We start from the raw sequence: 6,651 nt of genomic DNA on the forward strand, positions 1-6,651 counted from the left end.
TACTCGTGGCTGCAACCCTACTAGCTCAAAATTTATTCACACATGGTTACGCTTTGGGGAAATTATGAGGGGATCTCTCAGTGCATTGCCTCCAATTCCCATAATTTATTACGCCGATAATAACTTGGTGTAACCTTAAAAATGTACTTAAATCGACGTGTAAAAGATTGTTGGGAATCAAATTGATATTTTAATGCGATCTCAAGGATAGTTTTTTTCGTCAACCTCAACTCAACAGCCGCTTTCGTCAAACGACGAGCACGAATATAGCTAGCCAGTGTGACCCCTGTTACTTTTTTGAACAGCCGCTGAAAATACCACTTGGTATAACCCGCTTTATTCGCCACATCATCAAGCAGTAAAGACTGATCTAAATTATGTTCAATCCATAATAGAACATCTTTGATAACCGTTGTATGAAACTGCTTATCATCATATCTTAATTGGATGTTATTAGCTTTATTTTGATAGCGAGAATGCTGTTCAATATACATAAAATAACCTAAATGTTCTTAAGATTGTCACGACCACATCATCATGATACCATAAACATACTGACGGTATGTTATTTTAAATCTATCATGGAAAATAAAAATCATCAACAAGAAAATTTTAAGAGTACCTATCAATCACTGGTTAACTCAGCACGAATATTGTTTGTTGAAAAAGGCTATCAAGCTGTTTCAATAGATGAGATCTCGGGAAAAGCGTTGGTGACCAAAGGTGCCTTTTATCATCACTTTAAAAATAAAAAACAATTACTCAGTGCCTGTTATAAGCAGCAATTAATTATGATTGATGCCTACATCACAACAAAAACTGATTTAACAAATGGTTGGTCTGCCTTAGAAAGTATATTTGAACATTATCTTGATTATATTATTGATAATAATAAAAACCTTATCCCTATCCAAGAAGTGATGCCTATCATTGGTTGGAATGAACTTGAAAAAATTAGCCTTGAATACATTACTGGTAAGGTAAACGCCATTGTCAGCAAATTGATCCAAGAGAACCAACTTAAAGCTTATGATGATGATGTGCTTAAAAACTTACTCAATGGCTGGTTTATGCATATCGCAATACATGCGAAAAACCTAAAAGAGCTTGCCGATAAAAAAGGCCAATTTATTGCTATTTACCGCGGCTTTTTATTGAGCTTGAAAGATAAATAAAATAGATAGGTTTTATTTGAAGCTAAATCTTCTTTATCGTAAAAAATGCCCTCTTGGGTTATCAAGAGGGTCATTATATTTCGCGGAATAACATCATTTGGTGACGAAATAACTAAGCACTTGTCTCCTGTTTACTCCCCTGAGCTTGAGGGGTTAACATGAAGGTCATCGATAGCAGGATAATAATACAGTAAAACGCTAAACCAATAATCCAAATCCAGCCATCCCAAATTGGTAGTGAATGATTATAAATAACAGCAAACAGTAATGGGCCAATAACACCGGTTGCATTGGTAAGGCTCACCAATAATCCCTGTAAAGCACCTTGCTGATGACTCTTTGTTTGGATAGACATCACTCCCTGTAATGCAGGTAAAGCGATCCCACCACCAGCCAATAAAATTAAAACAGGGAAAACTAACCAACCTTCAGATATAAACGCTAAAAAGGCAAATGCACTACTATCTGCAATAAATCCGAGCAGTACTGCCGTTTTTTCGCCCCATTTAGTGGCTATTCTTCCTGCCACAAAGGCTTGGAATACTGAGTGTAAAAGACCAAGACCCGCTAATGAAAAGCCAACCATCATGCTATTCCATCCAAAACGATTTTCGGTAAATAGCACCCACACCGTTGCGGGAATTTGGCCTATCAATTGCGCTGAAAAATAAATAATCAACAAAATGGGCATCGTTTTAAATAAAGTGATGTATACCGAATTCGATTGCGTCTCAACCCCTACTTCGGTATCTGTATTATCACGTGTATTTTTGGTTTCACGGAACCAAAACATAACCACAAGGAAAGTGACAATATTTAGCAACGCAGCGATAAAAAAGGGACTATGCGGTGAAATCTCTCCTGCAAAACCACCAATAATAGGCCCCGCTATTAAACCAAGCCCAAAACTTGCCCCTAACCAACCGAACCACTTCACGCGTTGAGAAGCTGAGGTGGTATCGGCAATGACCGATGCCGCGACAGCCCCAGTAGCTCCTGTGATCCCTGAAAGCAAACGGCCTAAATACAGCATCCAAAGCGCACTTGAAAAAGCCAGCAATAAGTAATCCAGCGATGCGCCTATTAATGACAACAACAGCACTGGGCGCCGACCAAATCGGTCAGACATTTTTCCAAGCCAAGGAGCAAAGATAACCTGCATTAACGCATAAAGTGCAAGCAATACGCCAAAGTGGTTAGCGATATCTTCCGAAGCAATAAATTCACGTAATAACGTTGGCAAGACTGGCATGATAAGGCCAATCCCCATGGCATCGAGTAACGTAATTACCAATGCGATCTTTGTCGAACTATTCATTTCACTTTTCTCTATCACTAATAGGGAGTGGTAAAATAACTCTATCAATGATAGAGTGTCAACAAAAATTAGGAATTAATGATGTCTAGATTAGATAAAAGTAAAGTGATTAACAGCGCATTAGAGCTGCTTAATGAGGTCGGAATCGAAGGTTTAACAACCCGTAAACTCGCCCAGAAGCTAGGTGTAGAGCAGCCTACATTGTATTGGCATGTAAAAAATAAGCGGGCTTTGCTCGACGCCTTAGCCATTGAGATGTTAGATAGGCACCATACTCACTTTTGCCCTTTAGAAGGGGAAAGCTGGCAAGATTTTTTACGTAATAACGCTAAAAGTTTTAGATGTGCTTTACTAAGTCATCGCGATGGAGCAAAAGTACATTTAGGTACACGGCCTACAGAAAAACAGTATGAAACTCTCGAAAATCAATTAGCCTTTTTATGCCAACAAGGTTTTTCACTAGAGAATGCATTATATGCACTCAGCGCTGTGGGGCATTTTACTTTAGGTTGCGTATTGGAAGATCAAGAGCATCAAGTCGCTAAAGAAGAAAGGGAAACACCTACTACTGATAGTATGCCGCCATTATTACGACAAGCTATCGAATTATTTGATCACCAAGGTGCAGAGCCAGCCTTCTTATTCGGCCTTGAATTGATCATATGCGGATTAGAAAAACAACTTAAATGTGAAAGTGGGTCTTAAAAGCAGCATAACCTTTTTCCGTGATGGTAACTTCACGGTAACCAAGATGTCGAGTTAACCACCCTTTAGATTCATAAAGCGAAAATAATGCGGCTCCAACGTACCCACCTAAATGGAAACGGCGTTCACTCCAATCTAAACACGCACAACAGATTTTACGTGAATGTTTGGAAGGAACGTCAATTCCCATTTCATGAAAATATTGAATACCACTTAATGTGATCATTGAACCATTTTCAGTGATCCATTGCTGTTGACAAAGGGAATCATAGATCTTAACGGCAACTTCGCCAGCTAAATGATCATAGCAAGTACGTGCTTTTCGTAAATGCACTGGCGTGGAAACTTTGGCATGTACGCCATGGTTTAAGGAGATCCCCATCATACTTTCCATCAATTCAGCAATATCTTTTCCTGCTAGCCGAAAATAACGATGCTTGCCTTGAGCTACTACTGTGATTAGCTGGCAATCTAATAATTTAGATAAATGACTGCTCGCCGTTGAAGCTGATATATTCGCCACAGAACTTAGCTCAGTGGCCGTCCAAGCTCGCCCATCCATCAAAGCACTGAGTATTTTAACTCGTGAAATGTCAGACATAGCCGCCCCTATCGCGGCTATTGAGGACTCAAAGGTAACCTCTTTTCGTATTAAATTAGCCATCGCAAGTTCACTTTATTGCCCAAGGGAGCGTAACAGATGCAGCCATACTATCATTGTCCGTTATTAATATCAGTTGGTTAGCATGGTCACTGTATTGCACTAAAATATTAATGTTATTCTCCGCCAATACTCGTGCTATTTCGCCAAGTTCCCCCGGTTTTTCCTGTTTTAACTTACGAATTAATGGTGTCCGGATCGCAAGTACTAACAGTCCAGCTTGCTCTAGCGCTATTTTAGCTTCCTTTCCTTGTTCAACAAGAAAATGAGCATGGCATTCATCACCAACCGTAAATATCCCTCCCCCTTCCAATCCAATACCTTTATTACCTAATGTTTTTCCTAGTAATGCTAATTGTCCTATTTGATTATCTAAAACAACGTGAACATCAAACATTATCCTTGTCCTTTTTAAATGAATATTCGCGAGTAATATGAGCAATACTAATTTTGTAAAAATCAAATATTGACTCTCGCCCTTCTTGTTGAGCTTTCGCATGTAAAACATGATTTTTCCATTGCAGAACTGCGTATTCGTTTTCCCACCAAGATAGCGATAACATTTTTCCTTCTGTAGCTAGACTTTGAAAACGTTCAATTGAAATAAAACCAGCTACATGACTTAATAGTGGTCTTAACTCCTCAGCTAAAGTCAAATAGCGAGTTTGTTGGTCGGGTTGTATTTGCACCTCAAATATTACAGCAATCATATTTTTCTCCGTTATTAATCAACAAACAGAGTAATCCACCCGAAAATTAACACTTCGATAAGCAACGAAATATAGAAAGGTCATGCTGCTGTTTTATGTTGTATATCACACTTCTTTAAATTGCTCGGCCTGCGCTTATCATGTTCTCCTTCTCTTATAATTTTGTTTATTATTTATACTTTTTTATTTTTTGCTATCACCGAAAATAGTGCGGATCCCGCATGGTATTTAGGTTTACCCATCATTAAATACCATTGTTGTTATTTTAATCTTTTTAATATTTCATGATTAAGATCACACTAAAATTATGACCCTATTAACTAAAAGTTATGGATACCCTAATAAAACTCATTGTTAAAGATTAGTTAACCAAAGTAACTTCATTTTTCACTATTGTTAAATTGTTATAGTGAAAATTCTGGTAAACTAATAGAGGTAAAAAAATGATCCTAGATGCCAGTTATACATTATTAGTCGCATGTATCGCGCTACTCATAGGAATGTTTGTCGTAAAATTTACCCCGTTCCTACAAAAAAACCACATACCAGAAGCCGTCGTTGGTGGCTTTATTGTTGCAATTGTTCTGTTAATTATTGATAAAACATCAGGTTATTCGTTTACTTTTGATGCTTCATTGCAAAGTTTATTAATGCTCACATTCTTTTCCTCTATCGGGCTAAGTTCTGACTTTTCTCGACTGATTAAAGGAGGAAAGCCGTTAGTTCTATTAACTATTGCAGTAACGATCCTAATCGCCATTCAAAATACTGTCGGCATGAGTATGGCTGTCATGATGAATGAAAGTCCATTTATTGGCTTAATTGCAGGTTCAATTACTCTAACAGGTGGTCATGGTAATGCCGGAGCATGGGGCCCTATTCTCGCTGATAAATATGGTGTAACAGGCGCCGTTGAATTAGCGATGGCTTGTGCAACACTTGGATTAGTGTTGGGTGGTTTAGTTGGCGGCCCTGTTGCCCGTCATCTTTTGAAAAAGGTCTCTATTCCTAAAACAACCGAGCAAGAGCGCGACACTATCGTTGAAGCTTTTGAGCAACCAAGCGTCAAAAGAAAAATCAATGCAAATAACGTTATTGAAACCATTTCAATGCTGATTATCTGTATTGTTGTTGGTGGCTATATCAGTGCATTGTTTAAAGATACTTTTCTGCAACTGCCTACTTTTGTCTGGTGTTTATTTGTCGGTATTATTATCCGTAATACACTGACTCATGTATTTAAACACGAAGTGTTTGAGCCGACCGTCGATGTATTAGGTAGCGTTGCTTTATCGCTTTTCTTGGCAATGGCGTTAATGTCATTAAAATTTGGTCAATTGGCAAGCATGGCAGGGCCAGTATTAATTATCATTGCTGTACAAACTGTTGTCATGGTGCTATTTGCCTGCTTTGTCACCTTCAAAATGATGGGCAAAGATTATGATGCTGTCGTGATCAGCGCGGGTCACTGTGGCTTTGGTATGGGAGCAACACCAACAGCAATTGCGAATATGCAAACAGTCACAAAAGCATTTGGACCATCACATAAAGCTTTCCTTGTCGTTCCTATGGTCGGTGCCTTTATTGTTGATATTTCAAACAGTATCTTAATTAAAATATTTATTGAAATTGGTACATACTTTACCTAATAGCTACACACTACTCGGCGTACTTCTCCTAACAATTTATTATAGGGCAGTATGCCGAGCCGCTTTCTTACCCCGTATATTCCCCTAGTCAATCTATTTAGCTTGCACGTTTACGAATTAATTCTCGTGACAACTAAACCAAAATTTGAATTATGACGAGTATATCTGATTATTTATACTTTATTCGTTAGAATAGTCCGTAGAAATAAATAATCAGTAGGCTACATGGAATGAAATTAAGACATCTCGATATCTTTTATGCTGTAATGACTTGTGGTTCCTTAACGCGTGCGGCTGAAGTTTTACATATTTCTCAACCCGCGGCGAGTAAAGCACTCAAACATGCTGAGCACTGAGAGATCCCCTCATAATTTCCCCAAAACGTAACCATGTGTGAATAGATTTTGAGTAAGCAGGGTTGCAGCCACGAGTG

8 protein-coding genes and 2 pseudogenes are annotated in these 6,651 nt (G+C 38.4%); 4 read left to right on the forward strand and 6 right to left on the reverse strand.

Annotated features, from left to right (window positions below):
• Nucleotides 1-98 precede the first annotated feature (98 nt).
• Nucleotides 99-494, reverse strand: a pseudogene (locus tag J3U27_RS11360) (helix-turn-helix domain-containing protein); the annotation flags it as partial.
• Nucleotides 495-581: 87 nt separating this feature from the next.
• Here J3U27_RS11360 and tetC point away from each other — a divergent pair.
• A complete protein-coding gene (tetC, locus tag J3U27_RS11365; RefSeq protein ID WP_000428546.1) occupies nucleotides 582-1,175 on the forward strand; it encodes a tetracyline resistance-associated transcriptional repressor TetC in 594 nt (197 codons plus the stop codon).
• Nucleotides 1,176-1,287: 112 nt separating this feature from the next.
• Here the strand turns inward: tetC and tet(B) are convergent, their stop codons facing one another.
• Complete coding sequence (gene tet(B) / locus J3U27_RS11370) at nucleotides 1,288-2,493, reverse strand: tetracycline efflux MFS transporter Tet(B) (RefSeq protein WP_001089072.1); 1,206 nt, start codon at nucleotides 2,491-2,493, stop codon at nucleotides 1,288-1,290.
• Nucleotides 2,494-2,574: 81 nt separating this feature from the next.
• Here tet(B) and tetR(B) point away from each other — a divergent pair, with 81 nt between their 5' ends.
• Entirely contained in the window at nucleotides 2,575-3,198 is a 624-nt protein-coding gene (gene tetR(B) / locus J3U27_RS11375; RefSeq protein ID WP_000088605.1) for a tetracycline resistance transcriptional repressor TetR(B), read from the forward strand.
• Here tetR(B) and J3U27_RS11380 read toward each other — a convergent pair.
• The 3 genes from J3U27_RS11380 to J3U27_RS11390 are packed head-to-tail and all read right to left on the reverse strand — an operon-like array spanning nucleotide 3,176 to nucleotide 4,569.
• On the reverse strand, nucleotides 3,176-3,862 hold the full coding sequence (locus J3U27_RS11380; protein ID WP_001284954.1) for an ArsR/SmtB family transcription factor: 687 nt from the start codon (nucleotides 3,860-3,862) through the stop codon (nucleotides 3,176-3,178). The two genes, tetR(B) and J3U27_RS11380, sit on opposite strands and share 23 nt — an antisense overlap.
• A 7-nt stretch (nucleotides 3,863-3,869) precedes the next feature.
• Complete coding sequence (locus J3U27_RS11385) at nucleotides 3,870-4,256, reverse strand: hypothetical protein (RefSeq protein WP_000460651.1); 387 nt, start codon at nucleotides 4,254-4,256, stop codon at nucleotides 3,870-3,872.
• On the reverse strand, nucleotides 4,249-4,569 hold the full coding sequence (locus J3U27_RS11390) for an antibiotic biosynthesis monooxygenase family protein (protein WP_000562370.1): 321 nt from the start codon (nucleotides 4,567-4,569) through the stop codon (nucleotides 4,249-4,251). Before J3U27_RS11390 ends, J3U27_RS11385 begins: the two co-directional genes overlap by 8 nt.
• A gap of 443 nt (nucleotides 4,570-5,012) precedes the next feature.
• Here J3U27_RS11390 and gltS point away from each other — a divergent pair, with 443 nt between their 5' ends.
• Nucleotides 5,013-6,218, forward strand: a complete 1,206-nt coding sequence (gene gltS, locus J3U27_RS11395; protein WP_000599533.1) for a sodium/glutamate symporter — start codon at nucleotides 5,013-5,015, stop codon at nucleotides 6,216-6,218.
• Nucleotides 6,219-6,448: 230 nt separating this feature from the next.
• Nucleotides 6,449-6,568, forward strand: a pseudogene (locus tag J3U27_RS11400) (LysR family transcriptional regulator); the annotation flags it as partial.
• Nucleotides 6,569-6,583: 15 nt separating this feature from the next.
• Here J3U27_RS11400 and J3U27_RS11405 read toward each other — a convergent pair.
• Nucleotides 6,584-6,651, reverse strand: a 68-nt coding sequence (locus J3U27_RS11405) for a hypothetical protein (protein ID WP_223232774.1), incomplete at its 5' end; no start/stop codon positions are given.

Source organism: Gilliamella sp. B2911, from assembly GCF_026536965.1.
Lineage (GTDB): Bacteria > Pseudomonadota > Gammaproteobacteria > Enterobacterales > Orbaceae > Gilliamella > Gilliamella apicola_E.